Genomic DNA, 21,634 nt, shown 5'->3' with positions numbered 1-21,634 from the left:
CGTCCGAACAATGGGTATGCTGGTAAATGGCTGAAAACCAACGTTCTAAGCGATGAAGGGGCTGGTCTTGTAGTCCCCGGTCCGGCCCGGCATTACCGTCGCACATAACGTCCCGCGTGAGTGGACGAGAATACCAGGAGGCGATGTTGACCCTACCCACTCAGACATATGGCGTCGCGGAAACGCCCGCACGGAAGCGCTGGAGCGGCCAGCTCTATATCCAGGTCCTGATCGCGATCGCGCTCGGCGCGGCGCTCGGGCATTTCTATCCGACCTATGGCGCGGCGCTGAAGCCGCTCGGCGATGCGTTCATCAAGCTGGTGAAGATGATCATCGCACCGGTGATCTTCCTGACGCTCGTCACCGGTATCGCCGGGATGAAGGAGCTCGGCTCGGTCGGCCGCGTCGCGGGCAAGGCGTTCGCCTACTTCCTGTTCTTCTCGACGCTGGCGCTGATCGTCGGTCTGATCGTCGCCAACGTCGTCCAGCCGGGCGCGGGGATGAACATCGACGCCGCCACGCTCGATACCAAGGGCATCGCCGACTACACCGTGAAGGCGCACGAGACGACGATCACCGGGTTCCTGATGAGCATCATCCCGGACACGATGGTCAGCGCGTTCACCGAGGGCAACATCCTCCAGATCCTACTCGTCGCGATCCTGTTCGGCATCTCGCTGAGCCTGGTCGGCGAGCCTGCCAAGCCAGTGCTGAACTTCCTCGAGCGGCTCAGCCTGATCGTCTTCAAGCTGGTCGGCATCCTGATGCGCGCGGCCCCGCTCGGCGCGTTCGGTGCGATCGCGTTCACGATCGGGAAGTACGGGATCGGCAGCCTCGCCAATCTCGGCGCGCTGGTCGCGACCTTCTATCTGACCGCGGCGCTGTTCGTGATCGTCATCCTCGGCACCGTCGCACGGCTGACCGGCTTCTCGATCTTCAAGCTGATCCGTTATCTGAAGGCGGAACTGCTGCTGGTCCTCGGCACCTCGTCGTCGGAAGCCGCGCTGCCGAACCTGATCCAGAAGATGGAAGCGGCAGGCTGCGAGAAGTCGGTCGTCGGGCTGGTCGTGCCGACCGGCTATTCGTTCAATCTCGACGGCACCAACATCTACATGACGCTGGCGGCGCTGTTCATCGCGCAGGCGACCAACACGCACCTGACGCTTGGCCAGGAACTGCTGTTGCTGGTCGTCGCGATGATCTCTTCGAAGGGTGCGGCGGGCGTCACCGGCGCGGGCTTCATCACCTTGGCCGCGACGTTGTCGATCGTGCCGACGGTGCCGATCGCGGGCATGGCGCTGATCCTTGGCGTCGACCGCTTCATGAGCGAGTGCCGCAGCCTCACCAACTTCATCGGCAACGCGGTCGCGACGATCGTCGTCGCCCGTTGGGAAGGCGGTCTCGACCGCGACAAGCTCGATGCCGCCTTGTCGGGCAAGCTCCCCGAGTTCGTGCCGGCGGCGATCCCCGCCGCTGCTACCGCCCACTGACGCGTACGGGGCCGGTTCGCCGGTCCCGCGTCCTGTACCGGATATTTGCTTATGACCTCGATGACGATCCGCCGCATGGCGTATGCGGCCGGCTTTGCCGCGTCCGCACTTTCGACCCTGGCCTTTTCGAGCGCGGCCATGGCGCAGGCCGAAGCGCCGCCCTCGCGACAGGCGAATGCCGGCGCCAAGGACGTGTCGAGCATCGCCGAGGCCTCGCCGATCGCCGAGAGCTATCCCAATGCCGCGATCGGTGACGGCGTGACGGCGGGTGGTTACAACCAGTCGCGCTGGGCGGAGGACTGGTCGAAGCTGCGCGATCCGAAGAAGCGCAAGGACATCGTCGACCAGCTGAAGTTCATCTCGATCTCGGGTGATGGCGACGTCTATCTGACGCTGTCGGGAGAGGCGCGGTTGCGCGTCAACCAGACGACCAACCCCAATCTGCGCGATGCCGAGGCACAGCGGCAGGACATTCTCCGCCTGTTTGGAGGGGCCGATCTGCATGTCGGTGAGCATCTCCGCTTCTACGGCGAGTTGGCCCACGGTACTTTGGACGGTCGAAATCTCGGCACCGCATTGCCCAACCTGCGCAACAAGCTTGCGGTGCAGCAGGCGTTCGTCGATCTGACCGGGACGGTCGCCGATGTCGACGTCGGCGTGCGCTATGGCCGCCAGACGTTTGCGGACGGTCCCAACCTGCTGGTCGTGCCGCGCGACAACAACACGTTGTTCTTCGGCTTCAACGGCTTCCGCGCCTGGGCACGCACCGCCGGCGTCCGCGCCGACGTGTTCGACTTCAAGCCGACTGCGTATGGCAATGGCGGTACACAGGATGACAATGCGGAGAGCGCGCGGCGCTTCTCGGGCATCTCGACGGGCATCGTCGTGCCGGAGACGCTGTTCGGGGGCTCGAAGCTGTACGTCGATCCGTTCCTCTGGCGCCTGCGCAACCGCGCGGCGGTATGGGGCACGGACAATGCGCGCGAAGTTCGCAACTTCTACGGCCTGCACGTCTGGGGTGATGCCGGGCCGGTCAATCTCGACTGGACGATCAATTACCAGGGCGGTTCGTACGACAATCGCTCGATCAAGGCGTGGCTGATCCTGTTGGCGCAGACCTACAAGCTCGGCGAAGGCAAGTCCGCGCCCCGCGTCGGCTTCCACGCCGATTATGCGAGCGGCGGCGGCGCGTACGGTAACGGCACGTTGCGCAACTCGTTGGCGCCGTTCGGCAACAACATCTATTACAGCTATCAGCTGTTCGCGACGCCGACCAACCTGGTCGCGCTGGCGCCGAACGTGACGTTCAGCGTGTTCGACAAGCTGCGGCTGACCGCGGAATATCAGCGCTCGTGGCGCGATACGACGAGCGATGCGGTGTACCGCGCGAACGGCTCGGCGTTTGCAGGCACGCAGAATTTCGGGGGCAAGAAGATCGCCGATACGCTGCGGTTCCAGGCGGTGTACCCGTTCACCTCGCGGCTGTCCTTCACCGGGCGCTACGAGCATCTGATCGCCGGGCCTGCGCTGACGAACGCGGGATACAAGAACTCTGACTTCCTGGCTGGCTGGATCAGCTACCGGTTTTGACGTTTTCCCCCCTCCCTGGAAGGGAGGGGCTGGGGGTGGGTCGGCTTCCGCATGGTCGAACGCGCGTGGTTCGAGCGGCCTACCCACCCCCGACCCCTCCGTTTCAGGGAGGGGAAAGACGTCGGATACCGTCTGGATTAACCTGCGTCGTTCGGCGCCGCGTTTTCTTCGTTTCGGACCATACCGGTCCTTCAATTCTACGATCGACTGTGGCACACAGGCTCCAACATCAGGAGTCACATGGCCATGGATCTCAGCTTCACGCCCGAGGAAGAAGCCTTTCGCGAGGAAGTCCGCAGCTTCTTCCGCGACAAACTGCCCGCGCGCCTCTCGACGCTGGTTCGCGAGGGTAAGCGGCTGCGCAAGTCGGACATGGAGGAATGGCACGCGATCCTCAACGAACGCGGTTGGCTGGCGAACCACTGGCCCGAGGAATGGGGCGGCCCCGGCTGGAGCATGATCCAGCGCTTCATCTTCGACAATGAGTCCGCGCTCGCGCACGCGCCCCGCGTGGTGCCGTTCGGCGTCAACATGCTCGGACCGGTGCTGATCAAATTCGGTTCCGAAGAGCAGAAGAAGCAGTGGCTGCCGCGGATCCTCGATGGCTCCGACTGGTGGTGCCAGGGGTATTCGGAGCCGGGCGCCGGGTCCGATCTCGCGGGCCTCAAGACCACCGCGGTCCGGAAGGGCGACGTCTATGTCGTAAACGGCCAGAAAACCTGGACGACGCTCGGCCAGCATGCCGACATGATCTTCTGCCTCGTCCGTACCGACGCGACCGCGAAGAAGCAGGAGGGCATCTCTTTCCTGCTGATCGACATGAAGTCGCCGGGCATCGAGGTCCGCCCGATTACGCTGATCGACGGCGAGCAGGAGGTGAACGAGGTGTTCTTCACCGATGTCGAGGTGCCCGTCGCCAACCTCGTCGGCGAAGAGAATCTAGGCTGGACCTACGCAAAGTATCTGCTGACCTATGAGCGCACCAACATCGCCGGCGTCGGCTTCTCGATCGCGTCGTTCGAGCGGCTGAAGGAAGTCGCGCAGATGCAGAAGAAAGGCGGGCGTTCGCTGGCGGATGATCCGTTGTTCGCGGCAAGGATGGCGCGGGTCGAGATCGATCTGGCCAACATGCAGACGACCAACCTCCGCGTGCTCGCGGCGGTCGCTGGTGGCGGTGCGCCGGGTGCGGAGAGCTCGATGCTCAAGATCAAGGGCACCGAGATCCGGCAGGAGATCACGTCGCTGACGCGTCGCGCCTATGGATCGTACGCGGCGCCCTACATACCCGAAGCTCTGGAGGCCGGGTGGAATGGCGAGGATGTCGGCCCGGAGGACGCGGCGATGGCGGCGCCGAGCTATTTCAACAACCGCAAACTGTCGATCTTCGGCGGGTCGAACGAGATCCAGAAGAACATCATCTCCAAAGCCATCCTGGGTCTCTGATACCATGAACTTCGAACACACCGACGACCGCCGCATGCTCGCCGACACGCTCGTGCGGGCGTTGCGCGACGGCTATCCGATCGAGACGCGCAACGCGGGCGCGTATGGCGACACGGGGTATGACCCGGCGGTCTGGCAGCAGTTGAGCGAACTTGGTATCGTCTCCGCGCTGTTCGACGAGGCGGCGGGCGGCTTCGGCGGCAGCGGGTTCGACATCATGGTGGTGTTCGAGGCACTCGGCCGCGCGCTGGTGGTCGAGCCGTTCCTGGGCGCGCTGATGGCGGGGCGTGCGCTGGCGAAGGCCGGCGGGCATGACGAGACGCTCGCTGGAATCGTGTCCGGCGAGACGATCGCCGCGTTCGCGTACGACGACGGCGCGACGCCGGTGACTGCGACGGAGAGTGGCGATGGCTGGATGCTGAGCGGGACGAAAGCAGTCGTGTCGCAGGCGGGTGCGGCATCGGTGTTCGTCGTGACGGTCGAGCAGGATGGCGATCCGCTCGTATTGCTCGTACCGGCGGATACGGCCGGGATATCGGTGCGCAGCTTCAACGTTGTCGAAGGCGGCGCGGCTGGTGATGTAACGTTCGAGAACGTTATTGTCGGCGCGGATGCGCGCGTTGGTGGCGAAGGGCAGGGGCAGGCGATCGTCGATGCGGCGGTCGGCGCGGGGTTGCTCGCGCTTTCGGCCGAAGCTGTCGGCGCGATGGAGTTCGTCAAGGAGGCGACGCTCGGTTACCTCCGCGACCGAAAACAGTTCGGCGTGCCGATCGGCAAGTTCCAGGCGCTCCAGCATCGGATGGCGACGGTGTTGCTGGAAATCGAGCAAGCGCATTCGGCGGTCATCAACGCGGCGTCGGCGTTCGATGGCGATGATGCGAAGGCGCGCGAGCGGGCGCTGGCGGCGGCGAAATATACGATCGGGCGGACTGGGGCATTGGTCGCGGAGGAGACGATCCAGCTTCACGGTGGGATCGGCATGACGTGGGAATATGCGGTGTCGCACTACGCCAAGCGGCTGGTGATGATCGACCACCAGTTGGGTGATGAGGATTATCATCTGCAGCGTTACATCGCGCTGGGCTGAACTCAATCACGACCACGACGCGTTCCCCTCCCTGGAAAGGGAGGGGCTAGGGGTGGGTAGGCTGCTTGGGATCCACAGCGCCGGCCAATCGGCCGACCCACCCCAACCCCTCCCTTCCAGGGAGGGGTTGGGGTTAGTGGTTGGTCTCGACGAGAGCGCCTTCTACCGGGACAACAGCATCCGGCCCGGTCTCCACCTCACCCGTCTTGATCGTAACCCGCTGCGCGATCATCGGCCGCAACCGCACCCCAAGGCAGATCACCGTCGGCCACAGCAACGTGTTGATGATGTCCAGCGAGGTATCCTCCCAACGCCAAGAGCCGAAATTTAATCGGTCCATGATCTCGTTGAACGCCTCGCCCGCGACGACCACCCACCATGGAATGAACGTCCCGAATGACCGCCGCGTGATCAGCCGGGCAATCATCAGCAGCGCCATGCCCGCATGAATATGGAGGATGATATCGGGAAGGCCGGTGCCGTCGCCGATCGCGTCGATCATCTGGTGATAGAGTTTGGGGATCAACGCGCTGCTCCAGGCCCGGCGATGCTGCCATGCAACATCGATCTATACGGGCGTCACTCGGGGGCGGCAATCGGCGGGGAGGACGCGCCCAGCATCAGCGGCTTCAGGTCGCCGATTGTGACGTCCAGCCAGGCGATGAACCGGTCGATCCGCGCGATCCGGCGGACGTCGCGGTGGACGACGAGCCAGAACGAGCGCTGGATGTCGACCGCTTCGGGCAGCACGCGCACCAGTCCCGGCATTTGGTCACCGATGAAGCACGGAAGTATCCCGCATCCCGCGCCCGCGGCGATAAGCTCGGCCTGCGCGACGATGCTCGAACTGCGGATCGACGCATCCAGGCGCCCGTCGATCTCCGCGAGATAGCGGAGTTCGGGCGCGTAGATCATGTCCGGTACGTAGCCGATCAGGCGGTGCCGCATCAGGTCTGCAGTGGTCGCGATCGGTCCCGACCGTGCGAGGTGATCGGGATGCGCGTAGAGCCCGAGGTGATAGTCCGTCAGCTTCCGCGCCACCAACGGGCCACTCTTCGGCCGCGCGAGCATTACCGCGATATCCGCCTCTCGCCGTGAGGGATTGAGGAAACCGGTCGACGCGATCAGATCGATCGCGATCCGAGGATGCTGGTTGGTGAACGACGCAAGCCGCGGCGCAAGGATGCGGCTGCCGAACCCTTCGGACACGCTCAGCCGGATCGGGCCGGCGAGCACGCCTGCATCGTTGCCGACGACCTCCTGGATACCGAGCGCGGACGCTTCCATCGTCTCCGCATGGTCGAGCAACGCCGCACCGCGTTCGGTCAGCGCGTATCCGGCGACCGTCTGTTCGAACAACGTCGTCTGGAGTCGTCGCTCCAGCCGTTGCAGCCGCCGCGACACCGTCGTCGCGTCCTGTCCCAGCAGTTTTGCCGCTGGCCCAAGCCGGTGCGTGCGCGCCAGAGCGAGGAAATACCGGACGTCGTCCCAATCCATGAACGCCTCACCCTATGCTGCATATTCGCAGAGCGATTCTGCAAACAACCCCGCTTGGCTGCGAAACGCTTATGCCCGACGGTGCGTGCAACAAGAAGAGGATGCCATGCGGACTATCGAGAATTTCGTTAGCGGTGCGGCCAGCACGGCCGAGCGCTTCGGTGATGTATTCGACCCGAATTCGGGCGAGGTGCAGGCGCGCGTGCGGCTGTCCGGCGCGACCGATCTGGACCGTGCGGTCGCTGCGGCGCAGAAGGCGCAGCCGGGCTGGGCGGCGACCAACCCGCAGCGTCGTGCTCGCGTGATGTTCGAGTTCAAGCGGCTCGTCGAGGCGAACATGGACGAACTCGCGCGGCTGCTCTCGTCCGAGCACGGCAAGGTGATCGCGGACTCGAAGGGCGACATCCAGCGCGGGCTCGAGGTGATCGAGTTCTGCTGCGGCATCCCGCACATCCTGAAGGGCGAATATACGCAGGGCGCCGGGCCGGGGATCGACGTCTATTCGATGCGCCAGCCGCTTGGCATCGGTGCGGGCATTACGCCGTTCAACTTCCCGGCAATGATCCCGCTGTGGATGTCGGGCGTCGCGATCGCCACCGGCAACGCTTTCATCCTCAAGCCGTCCGAGCGTGATCCATCGGTGCCGGTGCGGTTGGGCGAATTGTTCGTCGAGGCGGGGCTGCCCGAGGGCATCTTTCAGGTCGTCCACGGCGACAAGGAAATGGTCGACGCGATCCTCGATCATCCGGCGATCTCGGCGGTCAGCTTCGTCGGATCGTCCGACATCGCGCATTACGTGTACCGCCGCGGCGTCGAGGCGGGCAAGCGCGTCCAGGCCATGGGCGGCGCGAAGAACCACGGCATCGTCATGCCCGACGCTGACCTCGACCAGGTCGTCGCGGACCTGTCGGGCGCGGCGTTTGGCTCGGCCGGCGAGCGTTGCATGGCGCTGCCGGTGGTGGTGCCGGTGGGCGAGAAGACCGCGATTGCCCTCCGCGAGAAGCTGATCCCGGCGATCGCTGCTTTGCGGGTTGGTGTGTCGACGGACAACGACGCGCATTACGGGCCGGTGGTGAACGCGGCACATCGCACCCGCATCGAGAACTGGATCCAGACCGGAGTCGACGAGGGCGCGGAACTGGTCGTCGACGGGCGCGGGTTCGCGTTGCAGGGGCATGAGAAGGGCTTCTTCATCGGGCCGTCGCTGTTCGACCATGTGACGACGGAGATGTCGGCGTACAAGGAGGAGATCTTCGGGCCGGTGCTCCAGATCGTCCGCGCCGCCGATTTCGAGGAGGCCGTGCGCCTGCCGAGCGAGCATCAATACGGCAACGGCGTCGCGATCTTCACCCGCAACGGGCACGCGGCGCGCGAGTTCGCGGCGCGGGTGAACGTCGGGATGGTCGGCATCAACGTGCCGATCCCGGTGCCGGTGGCGTATCACACGTTCGGCGGGTGGAAGCGCTCGGCGTTCGGCGACACCAACCAGCACGGGATGGAAGGCGTGAAGTTCTGGACCAAGGTCAAGACGATCACGCAGCGCTGGCCGGATGGGTCTGCGCTGCCGGCGATGGCCGAGGATGGCGGTCCGGCGCGGAATAACGACGCGTTCGTTATCCCGACGATGGGGTGAGTAGGGTGGTGCCCTCCCATCCCGTCATCCTGGACTTGATCCAGGATCCAGAGTTACGAGGCGCTACGCCCGTGGCTCTGGATCCTGACTTTCGTCAGGATGACGGGAGGGGATCGAAACCCCAGTCTTCGGCCAGATCGCGCCAGGTGGGATTGTGGGTTTCAATCAATTCGATCTTCCAGGAGCGCTTCCAGACCTTGAGCTGCTTCTCGCGGGTAATGGCGGCTTCCATCGTGTCGGCCATCGCGAACCACACCAGTTGGTTCACGCCGTATCGTTTTGAGAAACCATCGAATGTCCCCTCGCGGTGCTGAACGATCCGTGCCATCAGGTTGGACGTCACGCCGACGTACAGCGTTCCGTTGCGCCAGCTCGCCATGATATAGACCGCCGGTTGCCTAGCCATACCATTCCCCCAAGTCGCCATCCTGACGAAAGTCAGGATTCCGAGCCACCAGTTTCGGCGTTCCTGGCTCTGGATGCTGGGTCGAGCCCAGCATGACGGAAGAGAGACCTATGACCAACCAGTTCGACCTCACCGACGACCAGCGCGAAATCCAAGAGCTGGCGCGCCGCTTTACTGCCGACCGGATCACCCCGCACGCGGCCGAGTGGGACGAGAAACACATCTTCCCGCGCGAGACGATCAAGGCGGCGGCCGAACTCGGCTTCGCGGCGATCTACGTCAGCGAGGAGAGCGGAGGGATCGCGCTTGGGCGGCTCGAAGCGGCGCTGATCATGGAGGCAATGTCGTACGGATGTCCTTCGACGTCGGCGTTCATCAGTATCCACAACATGGCTGCGTGGATGATCGATCGGTTCGGATCACAGGGCGTGAAGGACAAGTATCTCCCCAGCATGGTGACGATGGACCGGCTAGGCAGCTACTGTCTGACAGAGCCGGGCTCCGGCTCCGACGCGGCTGCGCTGAAGACGCGCGCGGTTCGCGACGGCGACGACTGGATCGTGACGGGCTCGAAGCAGTTCATCTCGGGTGCGGGCGAGAACGAGGTGTACGTGACGATGGTCCGTACCGGTGAGGACGGACCGAAGGGCATTTCCTGCCTCGTGATCGAGAAGGACATGCCGGGCGTGTCGTTCGGCGCGAACGAGAAGAAGCTCGGGTGGCATTCGCAACCGACGCGGCAGGTAATCTTCGATGGCGTCCGCGTGCCGGCGGCGAACATGGTCGGCGGCGAGGGCGAGGGCTTTCGGATCGCGATGATGGGGCTCGATGGCGGGCGGCTGAACATCGGTGCGTGCTCGCTGGGGGGCGCGCAGCGGTGTCTCGACGAGGCGATCGCGTATACCAAGGATCGGAAACAGTTCGGGAAGGCGATCGCGGACTTCCAGAACACGCAGTTCATGCTGGCGGACATGGCGACCGAATTGGAGGCGGCGCGGGCGCTGCTTTACATGGCAGCGGCGAAGGTGACGGCGAACGCGCCCGACAAGACCAAGTTCGCGGCGATGGCGAAGCGGCTCGCGACCGATACCGGCTCGTCGGTGGTCGACCGCGCGTTGCAGTTGCATGGCGGGTATGGGTATCTGCAAGACTACCCCATCGAACGCTTCTGGCGCGACCTGCGCGTGCATTCGATCCTTGAGGGGACGAACCAGGTCATGCGGATGATCGTCGGTCGCGAACTGACGCGGCAATAGCATGTTCTCCCGCGAAGGCGGGAGTCCAGTCTGGGCTCCCGCCTTCGCGGGAGAACAAGGAAGAGCGAATGACCGAAGACCTGATCACCACTGTTGAGGGCCCGATCGGCCGTATTCGTCTCAATCGGCCTAAGGCCTTGCATGCGCTGAACTTGGCGATGTGCGAAGGCGTGATTGAGGCGCTGGAGGCGTGGCGCGATGACGCGGCGGTCGAGGCGATCGTGATCGATCATGCGGAAGGGCGTGGGTTCTGCGCTGGCGGGGATATCCGCATGCTTGCAGCCTCGGGCGCGACCGATGGCGTTGAGGCGCGGGCGTTCTTTCATGCTGAGTACCGCATGAACCATCGGCTGTTCACGTATGCCAAGCCGATCGTTGCGTTCATGGATGGGATCACGATGGGCGGCGGCGTCGGTCTCGCGCTGCCGTGCCGATTCCGGGTGGCGACGGAGAACACCAAGTTCGCGATGCCCGAGACGGGGATCGGGTTGTTCCCGGACGTTGGTGGCGGCTGGTATCTGTCGCGGTTGCCGGGGCGGATCGGGCAGTATCTCGCGCTGACCGGGCACCGGTTCGATGGCGCGGAGTGTCTCGCGCTTGGGTTGGCGACGCATTTTCTCGCGAGCGATACGCTTGATACGGCCAAGGCGCGGATTGCGGAGACGCCGCAGGATATTGTGGGCGTGCTGGACGCATTGGCGACGTCGGCACCCGACGCGAAGATCCTCGCGTGCAAAGACGATATTGACCGGCTGTTTGCGTCGGACGTGCTGGAAGAAATCTATGACGCGCTCGACGCCGATGGTGGGGAGTGGGCGACTCAGACGCTCACGACGCTGAAGACCAAGTCGCCGCAGACGATGAAGGTCTCTCTTCGATTGCTCCACGAGGGCGCGGCGATGGCGAGTTTCGCCGACGAGATGCGGCAGGAATATGCGGTCGGCGCGCATGTCGTGCAGCTGCATGACTTTATCGAAGGCGTGCGGGCGGTGATCGTCGACAAGGACAATGCGCCGCGCTGGGACCCCGCGACGCCCGAGGATGTCACCGATCACGTGATCGACCAGATCTTCGCGCCTTTGCCGGAACATGAGGCTTGGACCCCGGGCTGATCGAACGATGTTCTCCCGCGAAGGGTTTCCCTTCAAAGTATAACTTTGAAGGGGCCCTGAAGGCGGGAGCCCAAACTGGGTCCCCGCCTTCGCGGGGATACAAGGAGTAAGTGAATGACCTACGAAACGATCCTGGTCGAGCAGCGCGGTGGCGTTACGCTCGTCACGCTGAACCGTCCGCAGGCGCTGAACGCGCTCAATTCGCAGGTGCTCGCCGACCTGATCGCCGCGTTTGCCGCGTTCGATGCGGATACGTCGCAAGGCTGCGCGGTGCTGACCGGCTCGGCCAAGGCGTTCGCGGCGGGGGCGGACATCAAGGAGATGCAGTCACAGGGCTTCGCGGAGATGTACGCGAGCAACTTCTTCGCGGGCTGGGAGCATTTCGCGCGGACGCGGAAACCGATGATCGCGGCGGTCGCGGGCTATGCGCTCGGCGGCGGGTGCGAGCTGGCGATGATGTGCGACTTCATCCTCGCCGCGGATACCGCCAAGTTCGGCCAGCCTGAGATAAAGCTGGCGGTGTCGCCAGGGATGGGCGGATCGCAGCGGCTCACGCGCGCGGTCGGCAAGGCCAAGGCGATGGAGATGTGCCTGACCGGGCGGATGATGGATGCGGCAGAAGCCGAGCGCGCTGGGCTCGTCTCGCGGATCGTGCCGGCGGACGAGTTGGTCGAGGAGGCGGTGAAGACGGCGACCACGATCGCCGCGATGGCGCCGCTGGCGGTGCTGGCGAACAAGGAAATGGTCAACGCGGCGTTCGAGACGGGGCTTGCGATGGGCGTCCAGTTCGAGCGGCGGTTGTTCCACGGGCTGTTTGGGACTGAAGACCAGGGCGAAGGCATGGCCGCATTCGTCGAGAAGCGCGCCGGGACCTGGACGGGGAAATGATCGTAATTCCCCTCCCGCTTGCGGGAGGGGTCAGGGGAGGGGCGTGCCGCGACCACGCGAGACGTGTTTGCGGCACTGCCCTCCCCCAACCCCTCCCGTGAACGGGAGGGGAGTAGAATTTAGGAGAGAGAACATGGCACGGATCGGTTTCATCGGGCTCGGCAACATGGGCGGCGGGATGGCGGCGAACCTCGCCAAGAAAGGCCACGACGTCCGCGCGTTCGACCTGAGCGCCGACGCGCTGGACAAGGCGAAGGCCGCCGGATGCCTGCCGGTCGCGTCCGCTGCCGAAGCCGCGGACGGTGCCGAGGCGATCGTGACGATGCTCCCTGCCGGCAAGCATGTCGCGGAGGTCTATGACGCGCTGTTCGGCGTCGCGTCGCCGTCCGCGATCCTGATCGACTGTTCGACGATCGACGTCGCCACCGCCAAGCAGGTCGCCGCCGCGGCGCAGGCCAAGGGCCTCGTTGCGGTCGACGCGCCCGTCTCTGGCGGGATCGGCGCGGCGAACGCAGGGACGCTCACCTTCATGGTCGGTGGGTCGGCGGAGGCGTTCGACCGGGCGCAGGCGATCCTTGCCGACATGGGCAAGGCGGTGATTCACGCTGGTGCGAACGGCGCGGGGCAGGCGGCGAAGATCTGCAACAACATGATCCTCGGCGCGACGATGATCGCGACCTGCGAGGCGTTCGTGCTGGCGGAGAAGTTGGGCCTCGATGCGCAGGCGTTCTACGATATCGCCAGCGTCTCGTCCGGGCAGAGCTGGTCGATGACCACGTACGCGCCGCTGCCCGGCATCGGTCCCGATACGCCCGCCGATCATGACTATCAGGGTGGGTTCGCGGCGGCGCTGATGCTTAAGGACCTGCGGCTTGCGATGGCGGCGGCAAAGGACACCGGCGCGGATACGCCGATGGGCGCGAAAGCAGCCGAGCGTTACGAGGCGTTTGCCGAGGCCGGGCAGGGTAGCCTCGACTTCTCGGCGATCATCCGCACGCTGCGCGGTTAGGTCTTAGAGGAAGCGGATCAGCATCAGCAGCAGGCCGAGGATCGACACCGTCCAGCACAGGCTGCGGACATATTTGATGCCGAACAGGTAGAGCGGGATGTAGGCGATCCGCGCACCGAACCAGAGCCATGCGCCGATCGCACCGAGTCCGCCGGTGCGATCGGTCACGGCCAAGCCCAGCGCTAGCGCGATGAAGACCGGGTAGGTTTCCTGAAAATTCTTGAGCGCACGTTCGGCGCGGCCGGCCATCTCGCCGAGCGGCTTCTGTTCGCCGTCGCGCGGGCCCGCGTTCCAGTCGAGCCCGCGATCGCGCGTAGCCGTCTGCCCCTGGATCATGACGTACGCAAACAGCAGGACCGTCGACCAGCCGAGCAGCAGCAATTCCGTCGGTAAATGCGTCATGATCGATCTCCGCTAGAGCAGCGGGTCTCGAACGCTGCTAGCGTGCTTGTGTTGCAACCTTGATCTGCTGATCGGCAAGCGATTGGCGGGCATCGTGCTCGCGATGAAATGCGCGGTCGGCGTCGTCGATCGCGCCAAGCAATGCGCCGAAGCAGGGGGCATCGTCGATCGGATAGACGCGCGAAAGATCGTGCCCCAGCGCAAACACGTCGCGTTGCGTGAGAAGTCCGATCGCGACGATACGGTCTGGGTCGGACATGTTAGGCGCCCGTGATGCAATATAAGTTAACGCGCTCTACGCGTTAACGGTACCGGCCTATCGCGAAAACACGCCCAGCGGAGCGTCAACCAAGGCCGAGCCGCTCGCGCGCCTGCCACCGGGCCATCATCAGCACCGACACCACCGCCAATCCGGTCGCCAGCCCGGTCCAGATACCGACGCCGCCCCAGCCGCGGGCAAAGGCGAGCCACGCGCCGACCCCGATGCCGATCCCCCAATAACCGATCGCGGCGAAGATCATCGGCACCGTGGTATCCCCCAATCCGCGCAACATGCCTGCGCCGATCACCTGCGCGCCGTCCACCACCTGAAATATCGCAGCCACCGCGAGCAGCGAGATCGCGAGCGCGACGACCGGCGCGTTCGCAGGCGCATCGACGTCGAGGATGATCCCGATCAGCAGTTGTGGGGCGAGGATCAGCAATGCGGCGGTCAGCACCATGAAGCTCTCGCCGATCGCGAACGCCGCCCAACCTGCGCGCCCTATGCCGGCGCGGTCGCCACGCCCAGACGCCAGGCCGACGCGGATCGTCGCCGCCTGCGCGATGCCAAGCGGGACCATGAAGGTGACGCTGGCGATCTGGATCGCGATCGCATGCGCCGCCAGCGGCACGGTGCCGAGCAGCCCCATCAGGAACACCGCCGCGATGAACACGGTGGATTCGAACCCGAGCGTGATCGCGATCGGCAGGCCGAGCTTCCAGACCGCGCGGTATCGGGGCCAGTCGGCGCGCCAGAACCGGCCGAGCAGGCGATAACGGCGGAACGGCCTGGCGTAGACGATGACCGCTGCCATCGCGATGAAGCTGAGGCCGTTCGCGATGCTGCTCGCCATCCCCGAGCCGAGCAGGCCGAGCGCGGGGAGACCGGCATGACCGAAGATCAGCAGCCAGTTGAGCCCGGCGTTGACGACCAGCAACCCGACCATCACCACCAGCGACCATGCCGGTTTTTCCAGCGCAGCGACGAATGCGCGGAGCACGAGGAAGCATAGGCTGGGCAGCATCCCCCACATCACTGCGCGGACGAACCGCGCCGCTTCGTGCGCAAGCAGTGGATCCTGGTCGAGCAGGTGGACTAGGATCGGCTCTGCATTCCACAACACGATCCACGAGGGGATGCAGAGCGTGGCGGCGACCCATATCGTCTGGCGCACGGTTCGCCGGATGTCGCGTACCGCATGCGGCCGCGCACCGCGCTCGCGCGCGATCATCGGGACGGCGGCGGTGGTGAGGCCCATGCCGAAGATCAGGAAGACGAGGTAGAGGTTCAGCCCGAGCGTCGCCGCCGCGAGCGTGTCCGACCCCAGTCGCCCGAGCATCGCGACGTCGGTCGCGCCGACTAGCGCCTGGGCGAGGTTGGTCGCGACCAGCGGCCAGGCGAGTTTCAGTGTGGCGGCGAACTCGGTGCGCCAGGGGCGGGGCGGGGTGGACGTCATGCGCTGGCTTTAGCCGGGTTGGGCGGCTTGTCGATTGCTCCCGTCGATCCTCCCCCGGGAGCGGGGGCGTTCGAGACGACGGAGGGGGAGGAAACGCAACGGATGTCATCCATGCCGCCCCCTCCGTCAGGCGAGTGCCTGCCACCTCCCCCTGGCGGAAGAGGATCGATAGGCACAAATTCGGTGCGAACGGCACGAGTCGAATTGCCCAACGCTTCCCAACCACTCCGTCATCCTGACGAAAGTCAGGATCCAGGGTAACGAACGTCGTCCGGTTTGGCTCTGGGTCCTGACTTTCGTCAGGATGACGGGTGGAGTTTGGCGCACGCTGACGTCCGACCCCACGCTGGCCTCTATTCTACTGCATCAACCCGGCAGCGCGGAGGGCGTTCTCGATCGTCGCCTGGATACCGGCGGGGGCTTCGGTGCGGGGCTTTGCCGCAGGTTTCGGCGAGACGGGAATGGCGATCTTGGCGACGCGTTCGACCGAGGCCGGCTTGGCCGCAGTTTCCACCCTCGCCGCCGCTAGCAGGCCCCAGGACTTCGCGATCACCGCCGTGCTCGAAAGTCCGACATCGAGCATGAACGGTCCCGCAACCCCCAAGCGCTCACCACGCAATGGATCGATCGGCGTGCCGTGGCCCATGCCCGGGACGGTCCAGTCCTCGACGACATCGCGCCCTTCCGCGTCCGACCAGATCCGGTGGACGGCGGTGCCTACCCGCTCCGTGCGCATCGCTTTGGCGTCGACGCCGTGGACGCCGCGCCATTGCCGCGCGATCGTGTCCGCGTTCGCCACGCTCACCGTCGCGTCCGCGCCGCCGTGCCAGATCGCGAGCGTCGGCCAGCGTCCGTCGTGGCCACGAGCGCCGCTGCGGACCATGTCGACCAGCGCGGCATCGCTGGTGTCGCCATGCCCGCGCATCCGATCGAGCGCCTGCGACACGCCGGTCGCGGTACCGTAGGCGAGCCCGCCGATCACCGCGCCACCCGCAAACAGGTCCGGGCGCGTGACGAGCATCGCCATCGTCATCGCGCCGCCCGCCGACAGCCCGGTGACGTACACGCGGCTGCGATCGAGGCCGTGGCGCGCGATCATCGTCTCGGTCATCTGCGCGATCGATTCGGCCTCGCCGCCCGCCTGCGCGGTGTCCTCCGACGCGAACCAGTTGAAGCAGCGATTGGGATTGTTCGCGCGCGTCTGCTCGGGGAAGACCAGCGCGAAACCCGCGCGATCGGCGAGCTTCGACCAGCCTGACCCGTGGTCATACCCGGCCGCGGTCTGCGTGCAGCCGTGGAGCACGACGACCAGTGGCGCGTTCACTGGCAGATCGGCGGGAACGTAGCTGAAGCCCAGCAGGGCCCCCGGGTTGGTCCCGAACTCGGCCAGTGGCGTCAGGCGGCTGGGCGCGGTGTCGCGCGGCGTCGGGGCTCCGGCGCGCGCCATGCGGGCGAGGGTATCGGCGATGTTTCTCACGGTAAACGAGCCTTTCGTCGCCAGCGTACTCGGCCGCGATCTTATCTCAACGTCGCAAGTACATCATTTGTTGCTGCAGTGCAGCAAGAACGTCAGGATCAATGCCTGATCGTATCGCACGCTTCGGTGATCGCCGCGTAGATCCGGTCGAGATCGGGATCGTCGATGCAATAGGGCGGCATGACGTAGACGGTGTTGCCGAGCGGGCGGAGCAGCAGGTCGCGCTCGCCGAAGAACGCAAGCAGGCGCGGGCCGATCTGCGACAGATAGCCGTCCTCGCCGCGGAGTTCGACCGCGGTGATAGTGCCGATCTGGCGCGCGTTGGCGATGCGGGGGTGGCGGGCGAGAGCTTCCAGCCGCGAGGCCTGGCGGGCGGCGAGGTCGGCGATCCGTTCGCGCACCGGCTCGTCGCGCCAGATCGCGAGGTTCGCATTGGCGGCGGCGCAGGCGATCGGGTTGGCGGTGTAGCTTGAGGAGTGGAAGAACATCCGCGCCCGGTCGGTGCCGTAATGCGCCTGGTAGATCGCCTCGGTCGCCATCGTCACCGCGAGCGGGATCGCGCCGCCGGTCAGGCCCTTCGACAAGCAGAGGATATCGGGCACCACGCCCGCCTGTTCGCAGGCGAGCAAAGTGCCGGTGCGGCCCCAGCCGGTCATCACCTCGTCGGCGATGAACAGGACGTCGTGCGCGGAACAGATCCGCCGCATCTCGGCGAGGATATGCGCGGGATAAATGTGCATCCCACCCGCGCCGAGCAGCAGCGGCTCGACGATGAACGCGGCGGGGTGTGCGGCGCAGGCTTTCTCCAGCGCGTCGAGCGTTGCTTGCTCGCACCCGGCGGCGGGGAAGGGGATCGTGCCGACGTCGAACAGCAACGGCGCGTAGGCGCGGTTGTAGACGCCGCGCGCGCCGACCGACATCGCGCCGATCGTGTCGCCGTGATAGCCGTGTTCGAGCACCAGGATGCGGTGGCGATCCTCGCCGCGGTCGAGCCAGTAGCCGAGTGCCATCTTCAGCGCGCACTCGACGCTGGTCGAGCCTGAGTCGGAGAAAAAAACTCGCGTAAGCTCGGGCGGCATAATCGCGGTCAGGCCGCGCGCGAGGTCTTCAGCCGGCTGGTGCGTCCAGCCGGCGAAGATGATCTGGTCGAGCTTCCCCGCCTGCTCGGCGATCGCCGCCATGATCTTCGGGTTGGCGTGGCCATGTGTCGTAACCCACCAGGACGAGATCGCATCGACGATCCGGCGGCCGTCGGCGGTGTAAAGCGCGGCGCCCTCGGCATGCGTGACGAGCGGGATCGGCTCGCACAGGCCGTGCTGCGTGAAGGGGTGCCAGACGGGAGAGTCGGTCACCGGAACGCCTCCAGGTCGAAGTTCGCGGCGAACGCCTGCGCCAGCGTCGCAGCGTTGAGTGGATCGAGGCGGGGCAGGCGGCCGAGCCGACGGACCTTGCTGAGCGTGGCGATCGTCGCCTCGCTATCCTCGACCGGGTCGCCGACGAAGGCGATGCCCAGGATGGGGACAGCGCGGCTGCGCAGTGCCTCGATCGAGAGCAGGCTGTGGTTGATCGTGCCGAGCCCAGTGCGCGCGACGAGTACGATCGGCGTGTTCCACCGCGCGAACAGGTCGGCGAAGATCAGGTCGCGTGTCACGGGGACCATCACGCCGCCCGCGCCCTCGACCACCAGCGGACCATCGATTTCGGGTAGCGCAAGCCGGTCCGCATCGATGCTGACACCGTCGATCTCGGCGGCGAGATGCGGCGAGCACGGTGTCGTCAGCCGGTATGCTTCGGGTAGCACGTGGTCCGCGGGCACGCCGAGCGTCACGACCGAGGCTGCGTCGCTGCCATCTGCAAGTCCGGCCTGCACCGGCTTCCAATACCGCGCGCCGAGTGCGGCGGTGAGCGCGGCGGCGAACACGGTCTTGCCGATATCGGTGTCTGTTCCGGTAACGACGATCGTCATTGCAATGCCTCTCCCATGACGTCAGCCAGAGCCTCGATATCCGCGACCTTCGCGTTGAGCGTCAACGAAATCCGCAACCGTGATCCGCCCTCGGGCACGGTCGGCGGACGTATCCCGCGCACGTCGAACCCAGCCGCCTGGATCGCGCCCGCCACATGCATCGTCCGCGCGGCGTCCCCCAGCACCAGCGGCAGGATCTGCGACCCCGTCGCCGCGACACCGTAGGGTGCGAGCGCGCGCTCTGCCTTGGCGATCAACGTCCAGAGCCTCTCCCGGCGCGCCGGTTCGTCCGCGACGATCCGCAGTGCCTCGCCAACCGCCAGTGCCATTAGTGGCGACGGTGCGGTCGAGAAAATGAACCCGCTTCCGCGGTTGACGATAAATTCGCGCATGACCGCGGGGCCACACAAAAGAGCGCCCTCGCACCCCAGCGCCTTGCCGCAGGTCCGCAAGGTAATGACGTTTTCGCACCCGTCGAGCGCTTCGGCTAGCCCGCGACCATCGGTGCCGAACACACCCGTCGCATGTGCCTCGTCGATCAGCAGGACGGCGTCGTGGCGGTCCGCGATTTCGGATAAAGCCGCGAGCGGAGCCTGGTCGCCGTCCATGCTGTAGAGGCTCTCGACCGCGATCCACACGCGGCCAGTGCCGCCCGACGCGCGCCATGCGGCGATCGCGCCCTCGAACGCATCGGCATCGTTATGCGCGGCGGCGACGAAGGTTGCTCGAGCGAGACGCATGCCCTCGTGCGCGCTGGCGTGGATCAGCGCGTCGTGGACGATCAGGTCGCCGCGTTGTGGCAGCGTCGCGAACAGGATCGTGTTGGCGACATACCCGCTCGCGAAGAACAGCGCGGCCTCGCTCCCGAAGAACCGCGCGGCATCCGCCTCCAGTGCTTCATGCTCGGGCGCATTGCCGCGCAATAGCCGCGACCCGCCCGAACCGACCGGGACGCCGCGCTGCAACGCATCGGTCATCGCCGCGCGGAGCCGGTCCGATCCGGCGAGTCCGAGATAGTCGTTCGAAGCGAAGTCGACGCCCGTACGCGGCCGGAGCGATCGGTACCGGTCGGCAGCCGTCAGTCTGGCGAGGTCTCGTTCCTGTTCGGCGAACATCATCGCGCCGCCCTAAACCTTGCGCGCCGCGAAGACGATCCCTGCTTCGAGTCTTGGGTCTAACCAGCGTTCCACGTCTCGATGAACGTCTTCGCGCGTGCGCCGACGTCCGCTGCGGTCATGCCGGGCGCGAACAGGGCGGAGCCCAGACCGAAGCCAGCAGCGCCGGCCTTCCGCCAATCCGCCATCAGCTCCGGCACGATCCCGCCGACCGGCAACACGCGCGCATCCTTGGGAAGGATTGCGCGCATCGCCTTCAACACCGTGGGGCCGGCGGCTTCGGCGGGGAACAGCTTCAGCGCAGCGGCCCCGGCGTCGAGCGCCGCGAATGCCTCGGTGGGCGTGGCGATGCCGGGGAGCGCGACATAGCCCTTGTCCGCGGCTGCAGTGATCACGCGCACGTTGGCGTTCGGGGCGATGATCAGCGTGCCGCCCGCCGCGCCGACCGCCTCGACGTCTTCGAAGCGCAACACCGTGCCTGCGCCAACGACCGCGCGGCCCTCGAACCGGCGCGCCAGTCGGGCGATGCTGTCGAGCGGATCGGGCGAGTTCATCGGCACTTCGAGGATCGTGAAGCCCGCCTCGACCAAAGCCTCGCCGATCGCCTCGACCTCGTCGGGCTTTACGCCGCGGAGGATCGCGATCAGCGGGCATTTCGCGAAGGCGTCGTCAAAGGCTTGGCGATGTGTGGTCATGCTGCAAGGTCCTGAATACGGGTGATGCCGGCCACGAACGCGGCCTGACTGTCTATATGGTGCGACGCGCCGCCGAGAGCATCGATCGCGCTGGCATACAGCGCGCCGAGGGCGGGATCGGCGAGAATGTGGACGGTCGCGCCGGGTTCGATCCGCGCGGCGGTATCCGCGCCGATCAGCAGGCCGCTGGCGAACGAGGCGGCGTGGGCGTCGTCGGCGATCCCGAGTACGCCGCGCGCGCGAATCGCGAACAGGCTGGCGGCGAGATCGCGTTTGGCCCCTTCCGCAACGCCTTCGAGGAACGCCGCGCCCGGCTCGACCGGATGGCCGAGTTGTCGCGACAGGACACCGTGCGCGCGGAGCAGGGCGAACAGCTCGCCGGTCATCGCCGTGGTGAACCGCGTGATCCGCCCCTTGTCCAAGGTCGCCCATTTGCAATGCGTGCCCGGCTGGCACACCAGCCCGGCGGCGACCGCGCCGAGCAATTGCACTTCCTCGCCGCGCATCACGTCGGCGTGCACCCCATCGCGGTACGACAGTCCGGGGACGATCGCGGTCCGATCGTCGACCCGGTCGAGCGCGGCGGCGACTTCTGCAAGTCCTGCGGGGGCGGCGACATAGGGCACGCTACGCCAGCCGATGTTCGATCCGACCATCCCCGCCAGCAGCATCGGCAGGTCGCCCAGCCGTTCGCGGATACCCGCAACCTCGGCGCCGTACTCGTCGGTCGCCACGGTCGCGGCGCCGCGGTCGTCGCGCTCGGTCGCAACGACGGTACCGTCCTCGATCCGGAACGCGCGCCGATTGGTGGTGCCCCAGTCGACTGCAATGAAAGGCTGCATAACTCTAC

Annotated in this window: 21 protein-coding genes; 9 read left to right on the top strand and 12 right to left on the bottom strand. The window is 65.9% G+C overall.

Going from position 1 to position 21,634, the window contains the following annotated elements:
- Positions 1-143 precede the first annotated feature (143 nt).
- The 4 genes from J4O76_RS10545 (at position 144) to J4O76_RS10530 (ending at position 5,610) form a co-directional block, all read left to right on the top strand.
- Positions 144-1,490 carry a dicarboxylate/amino acid:cation symporter gene (locus tag J4O76_RS10545; RefSeq protein WP_426281745.1) on the top strand — a complete coding sequence of 449 codons (1,347 nt, stop codon included), beginning with the start codon at positions 144-146 and terminating at the stop codon, positions 1,488-1,490.
- 51 nt (positions 1,491-1,541) lie between these two features.
- Complete coding sequence (locus J4O76_RS10540; RefSeq protein WP_426281744.1) at positions 1,542-3,080, top strand: alginate export family protein; 1,539 nt, start codon at positions 1,542-1,544, stop codon at positions 3,078-3,080.
- A 246-nt stretch (positions 3,081-3,326) separates the two neighbouring features.
- The gene (locus tag J4O76_RS10535; protein ID WP_426281862.1) at positions 3,327-4,523 is read left to right on the top strand and encodes an acyl-CoA dehydrogenase family protein; all 1,197 of its coding nucleotides are present in this window, start codon (positions 3,327-3,329) and stop codon (positions 4,521-4,523) included.
- A 4-nt stretch (positions 4,524-4,527) separates the two neighbouring features.
- Entirely contained in the window at positions 4,528-5,610 is a 1,083-nt protein-coding gene (locus J4O76_RS10530) for an acyl-CoA dehydrogenase family protein (protein WP_426281743.1), read from the top strand.
- A gap of 133 nt (positions 5,611-5,743) precedes the next feature.
- Here J4O76_RS10530 and J4O76_RS10525 read toward each other — a convergent pair whose 3' ends face one another.
- Together J4O76_RS10525 and J4O76_RS10520 are read right to left on the bottom strand one after the other, a co-directional pair.
- Positions 5,744-6,112: a hypothetical protein gene (locus J4O76_RS10525; RefSeq protein WP_426281742.1), complete on the bottom strand. Its 369-nt coding sequence runs from the start codon at positions 6,110-6,112 to the stop codon at positions 5,744-5,746.
- A gap of 77 nt (positions 6,113-6,189) precedes the next feature.
- The gene (locus tag J4O76_RS10520) at positions 6,190-7,107 is read right to left on the bottom strand and encodes a LysR family transcriptional regulator (RefSeq protein ID WP_426281739.1); all 918 of its coding nucleotides are present in this window, start codon (positions 7,105-7,107) and stop codon (positions 6,190-6,192) included.
- A 106-nt stretch (positions 7,108-7,213) separates the two neighbouring features.
- Between J4O76_RS10520 and J4O76_RS10515 the strand changes: the two genes are divergently transcribed.
- On the top strand, positions 7,214-8,740 hold the full coding sequence (locus tag J4O76_RS10515) for a CoA-acylating methylmalonate-semialdehyde dehydrogenase (RefSeq protein WP_060527230.1): 1,527 nt from the start codon (positions 7,214-7,216) through the stop codon (positions 8,738-8,740).
- Between the two features lie 94 nt (positions 8,741-8,834).
- On the opposite strand, the gene J4O76_RS10510 is transcribed toward J4O76_RS10515, so the two are convergent.
- The gene (locus J4O76_RS10510) at positions 8,835-9,146 is read right to left on the bottom strand and encodes a GIY-YIG nuclease family protein (RefSeq protein WP_426281861.1); all 312 of its coding nucleotides are present in this window, start codon (positions 9,144-9,146) and stop codon (positions 8,835-8,837) included.
- 110 nt (positions 9,147-9,256) lie between these two features.
- Between J4O76_RS10510 and J4O76_RS10505 the strand changes: the two genes are divergently transcribed.
- The 4 genes from J4O76_RS10505 to mmsB all read left to right on the top strand — a co-directional run bounded on the left by J4O76_RS10505 (position 9,257) and on the right by mmsB (position 13,411).
- Complete coding sequence (locus J4O76_RS10505) at positions 9,257-10,402, top strand: acyl-CoA dehydrogenase family protein (RefSeq protein WP_426281737.1); 1,146 nt, start codon at positions 9,257-9,259, stop codon at positions 10,400-10,402.
- 68 nt (positions 10,403-10,470) lie between these two features.
- Positions 10,471-11,514, top strand: coding sequence for an enoyl-CoA hydratase/isomerase family protein (locus J4O76_RS10500; protein ID WP_426281735.1), 1,044 nt, complete (start codon positions 10,471-10,473; stop codon positions 11,512-11,514).
- Between the two features lie 114 nt (positions 11,515-11,628).
- The gene (locus tag J4O76_RS10495; protein WP_426281733.1) at positions 11,629-12,402 is read left to right on the top strand and encodes an enoyl-CoA hydratase; all 774 of its coding nucleotides are present in this window, start codon (positions 11,629-11,631) and stop codon (positions 12,400-12,402) included.
- Between the two features lie 133 nt (positions 12,403-12,535).
- Positions 12,536-13,411 carry a 3-hydroxyisobutyrate dehydrogenase gene (gene mmsB / locus J4O76_RS10490; RefSeq protein ID WP_426281731.1) on the top strand — a complete coding sequence of 292 codons (876 nt, stop codon included), beginning with the start codon at positions 12,536-12,538 and terminating at the stop codon, positions 13,409-13,411.
- Positions 13,412-13,414: 3 nt separating this feature from the next.
- Here mmsB and J4O76_RS10485 read toward each other — a convergent pair whose 3' ends face one another.
- The 9 genes from J4O76_RS10485 to J4O76_RS10445 all read right to left on the bottom strand — a co-directional run bounded on the left by J4O76_RS10485 (position 13,415) and on the right by J4O76_RS10445 (position 21,626).
- A complete protein-coding gene (locus J4O76_RS10485) occupies positions 13,415-13,813 on the bottom strand; it encodes an MAPEG family protein (protein WP_426281729.1) in 399 nt (132 codons plus the stop codon).
- A 37-nt stretch (positions 13,814-13,850) separates the two neighbouring features.
- Positions 13,851-14,072 (bottom strand): hypothetical protein, encoded by a 222-nt coding sequence (locus J4O76_RS10480; protein WP_136191053.1) that lies wholly within the window; start codon positions 14,070-14,072, stop codon positions 13,851-13,853.
- A gap of 85 nt (positions 14,073-14,157) precedes the next feature.
- Positions 14,158-15,531, bottom strand: coding sequence for an MATE family efflux transporter (locus J4O76_RS10475; protein ID WP_426281726.1), 1,374 nt, complete (start codon positions 15,529-15,531; stop codon positions 14,158-14,160).
- Positions 15,532-15,889: 358 nt separating this feature from the next.
- Positions 15,890-17,008 (bottom strand): extracellular catalytic domain type 1 short-chain-length polyhydroxyalkanoate depolymerase, encoded by a 1,119-nt coding sequence (locus J4O76_RS10470; RefSeq protein WP_426281724.1) that lies wholly within the window; start codon positions 17,006-17,008, stop codon positions 15,890-15,892.
- A 98-nt stretch (positions 17,009-17,106) separates the two neighbouring features.
- Positions 17,107-18,360 carry an adenosylmethionine--8-amino-7-oxononanoate transaminase gene (locus J4O76_RS10465; protein ID WP_426281722.1) on the bottom strand — a complete coding sequence of 418 codons (1,254 nt, stop codon included), beginning with the start codon at positions 18,358-18,360 and terminating at the stop codon, positions 17,107-17,109.
- Positions 18,357-18,974, bottom strand: a complete 618-nt coding sequence (gene bioD / locus J4O76_RS10460; RefSeq protein WP_426281719.1) for a dethiobiotin synthase — start codon at positions 18,972-18,974, stop codon at positions 18,357-18,359. The genes J4O76_RS10465 and bioD overlap by 4 nt, the downstream gene beginning before the upstream one ends.
- Positions 18,971-20,092, bottom strand: a complete 1,122-nt coding sequence (locus J4O76_RS10455) for an 8-amino-7-oxononanoate synthase (protein WP_426281717.1) — start codon at positions 20,090-20,092, stop codon at positions 18,971-18,973. The genes bioD and J4O76_RS10455 overlap by 4 nt, the downstream gene beginning before the upstream one ends.
- A 56-nt stretch (positions 20,093-20,148) precedes the next feature.
- Positions 20,149-20,784 carry a 2-dehydro-3-deoxy-6-phosphogalactonate aldolase gene (locus J4O76_RS10450; RefSeq protein ID WP_426281716.1) on the bottom strand — a complete coding sequence of 212 codons (636 nt, stop codon included), beginning with the start codon at positions 20,782-20,784 and terminating at the stop codon, positions 20,149-20,151.
- A complete protein-coding gene (locus J4O76_RS10445) occupies positions 20,781-21,626 on the bottom strand; it encodes a 2-dehydro-3-deoxygalactonokinase (RefSeq protein WP_426281715.1) in 846 nt (281 codons plus the stop codon). Before J4O76_RS10445 ends, J4O76_RS10450 begins: the two co-directional genes overlap by 4 nt.
- Positions 21,627-21,634 lie beyond the last annotated feature (8 nt).

This window comes from Sphingomonas sp. NFX23 (assembly GCF_049887795.1).
Classification (GTDB): domain Bacteria; phylum Pseudomonadota; class Alphaproteobacteria; order Sphingomonadales; family Sphingomonadaceae; genus Sphingomonas.
The sequence above is the reverse complement of the archived record's forward strand: the minus strand, read 5'-3'. Positions and strand labels throughout refer to the sequence as shown.

Excerpts from the sequence above, each read along its gene's own strand:
- J4O76_RS10545 (WP_426281745.1), top strand. The coding sequence starts at position 144 with ATGTTGACCCTACCCACTCAGACATATGGCGTCGCGGAAACGCCCGCA.
- J4O76_RS10515 (WP_060527230.1), top strand. The coding sequence starts at position 7,214 with ATGCGGACTATCGAGAATTTCGTTAGCGGTGCGGCCAGCACGGCCGAG.
- J4O76_RS10450 (WP_426281716.1), bottom strand. The coding sequence starts at position 20,784 with ATGACCACACATCGCCAAGCCTTTGACGACGCCTTCGCGAAATGCCCG.
- J4O76_RS10480 (WP_136191053.1), bottom strand. The coding sequence starts at position 14,072 with ATGTCCGACCCAGACCGTATCGTCGCGATCGGACTTCTCACGCAACGC.
- mmsB (WP_426281731.1), top strand. The coding sequence starts at position 12,536 with ATGGCACGGATCGGTTTCATCGGGCTCGGCAACATGGGCGGCGGGATG.
- J4O76_RS10500 (WP_426281735.1), top strand. The coding sequence starts at position 10,471 with ATGACCGAAGACCTGATCACCACTGTTGAGGGCCCGATCGGCCGTATT.
- J4O76_RS10530 (WP_426281743.1), top strand. The coding sequence starts at position 4,528 with ATGAACTTCGAACACACCGACGACCGCCGCATGCTCGCCGACACGCTC.
- J4O76_RS10540 (WP_426281744.1), top strand. The coding sequence starts at position 1,542 with ATGACCTCGATGACGATCCGCCGCATGGCGTATGCGGCCGGCTTTGCC.
- J4O76_RS10520 (WP_426281739.1), bottom strand. The coding sequence starts at position 7,107 with ATGGATTGGGACGACGTCCGGTATTTCCTCGCTCTGGCGCGCACGCAC.
- J4O76_RS10505 (WP_426281737.1), top strand. The coding sequence starts at position 9,257 with ATGACCAACCAGTTCGACCTCACCGACGACCAGCGCGAAATCCAAGAG.
- bioD (WP_426281719.1), bottom strand. The coding sequence starts at position 18,974 with ATGACGATCGTCGTTACCGGAACAGACACCGATATCGGCAAGACCGTG.
- J4O76_RS10455 (WP_426281717.1), bottom strand. The coding sequence starts at position 20,092 with ATGATGTTCGCCGAACAGGAACGAGACCTCGCCAGACTGACGGCTGCC.
- J4O76_RS10445 (WP_426281715.1), bottom strand. The coding sequence starts at position 21,626 with ATGCAGCCTTTCATTGCAGTCGACTGGGGCACCACCAATCGGCGCGCG.
- J4O76_RS10535 (WP_426281862.1), top strand. The coding sequence starts at position 3,327 with ATGGATCTCAGCTTCACGCCCGAGGAAGAAGCCTTTCGCGAGGAAGTC.
- J4O76_RS10475 (WP_426281726.1), bottom strand. The coding sequence starts at position 15,531 with ATGACGTCCACCCCGCCCCGCCCCTGGCGCACCGAGTTCGCCGCCACA.
- J4O76_RS10495 (WP_426281733.1), top strand. The coding sequence starts at position 11,629 with ATGACCTACGAAACGATCCTGGTCGAGCAGCGCGGTGGCGTTACGCTC.
- J4O76_RS10510 (WP_426281861.1), bottom strand. The coding sequence starts at position 9,146 with ATGGCTAGGCAACCGGCGGTCTATATCATGGCGAGCTGGCGCAACGGA.
- J4O76_RS10525 (WP_426281742.1), bottom strand. The coding sequence starts at position 6,112 with ATGATCGACGCGATCGGCGACGGCACCGGCCTTCCCGATATCATCCTC.
- J4O76_RS10485 (WP_426281729.1), bottom strand. The coding sequence starts at position 13,813 with ATGACGCATTTACCGACGGAATTGCTGCTGCTCGGCTGGTCGACGGTC.